Source organism: Ornithinimicrobium murale, from assembly GCF_003352835.1.
Classification (GTDB): domain Bacteria; phylum Actinomycetota; class Actinomycetes; order Actinomycetales; family Dermatophilaceae; genus Ornithinicoccus; species Ornithinicoccus muralis.
The window spans coordinates 1-1,670 of sequence record NZ_QLVD01000013.1 but is presented as its reverse complement, the minus strand read 5'-3'; the positions used below and the strand labels follow the sequence as shown (position 1 = coordinate 1,670).

Genomic DNA, 1,670 nt, shown 5'->3' with positions numbered 1-1,670 from the left:
TAAGCCTCGATCCACCGATGAGCTGCTGAGGAGGTCGCTGTCGGCGGCAGGATGTCGGGGCTGGAGTGAGGGCGTGCAGGAGTTGCCGGTCTGCCCGGCTCTTCCACTGGGGTTCCTGCTTGTAGGGACTGGGTCTGTGGGTCAGATCGGCGCGGTCGCTCGGCGCGGGGCGAGGGCGTCGTAGAGCGCGGACCACGCTGTTTGCCATGGCCAGCCCTGTGGAAGGTGCAGGTGCAGGCGCCGGGCGGAGGAAGCAATACGTGCCGGGACGTTGATGAGCTTGCGGCGGATCGTTGCCGTGGTCGCCCGAGCCAGCCCCGGGGCGTTGGTCAGTGTCGCGGCGGCGCGGGTGAGGTTGAAGGCCATGACCGCGCAGACGAGCCAGGCAGCGTTGGCGTTGAAAACTCCCGAGGGCATGTGCGCCAGCGCGGAGGCCTTGAGGTCGGCGTGGACGTTCTCGATGATGGCGTGTGCCCGGTGGACCTTGTCGGCAGCCACGGTGTCGCGCTCGGCGGCGGGGGCGGTGGTGAAGAACGCGTGGAAGCGCCACGTATCGAACAGTGTGGCCTGCCCGTGGTTCTTCTTCGGGTTCAGGTCGGGGATTCGGCGCACCACCAGGCGGCCGGGGATCTGCTCGCTGGTCTTCTTGGAGGTGAAGGCGGTGAAGGGGATCTCGGCGACCTCGGCCCGCGAGATCCACCTGCCGCTGTCTTCGTCGTAGATCGCGTCGGTGTACTTGATCGTGGTCCAAGCATCGTCGCTGATGGCGGCGATGGCGCGCTTGACGGCCGGGTCCATCCGCACGGTGACCGATACGTGCGCCCCGGTCTTGAGCGCGGCGGTGACCAGGGCGTGGGAGTAGAACGCTGAGTCCGCGCGCACCAGCACTGGCCGCCCGGCGAGGCAGGTGCGCCGGATCAGAGCCAGGGTGTCAGTGGCCAGGCGGACCGCTCCGCGCGGGGAGCCGGCCGAGCCCTTGCGCAGCCGCTGGGCGGCGATCACCGGGGCGATCTGCTCGGTGCTCACGGTGGCCAGCAGCGCATTCAGGCCACGCACTCGGGTATAGCCGAAGGATGCTCCCTGCTTGTGGTGGCCGTGGACCTCGATGATGGTGTCGTCGATGTCGACCATCACCGTGCCGCTGTCCCCCTCGCGGCCCAGGAACTCGGAGCGCTCGGCCAGGGCAAGTGCGAACCGTGAAGCCACCGCGTCAGCCTGACGCACGTGTCCGAAGGTGAAGGCGCGCAGGAAGGAGCCCAACGTCGAGGGAGCGTAGGCACGGTCGAAGATCTTGCCCATCGCCCCGTGGCGCAGCAAGGCCATGTCATCGATGCTGTCCGCCCCGGCGGCCATACCCGCCACCAACGAGGCAAGCTTCAGGCCCGCGTTGGCCCCCTTGTCCCTCGCCACGCTCAGGTGCTCATCTCCCAGCCGACGCAGCCCGGCCTCCTGAGCCAGAGCCATCAATGGGACCAGCCCGGCGGCCGACACGAGGTTGGGCTCGTCAAACGTCGCTGAGACCACTGAAGGGGTGTGAGACAGTTGCATCTACGAGATGCCCTTCTTGAGCGGGTTATGCGGACCTTAGACAAGTCGCATTTTCCCAGGTCAGGAGGGCATTCTCACTCTCCCACGCCGCCCACCGGACACAGTCGATCGGTGGATCGAGG

General features: G+C 67.5%; 1 protein-coding gene. It reads right to left on the bottom strand.

What is annotated here, in order from left to right; genetic code table 11:
* Window positions 1-141: 141 nt before the first annotated feature.
* Entirely contained in the window at window positions 142-1,548 is a 1,407-nt protein-coding gene (locus DPQ65_RS05020) for an IS1380 family transposase (RefSeq protein WP_114906293.1), read from the bottom strand.
* Window positions 1,549-1,670: the final 122 nt, after the last annotated feature.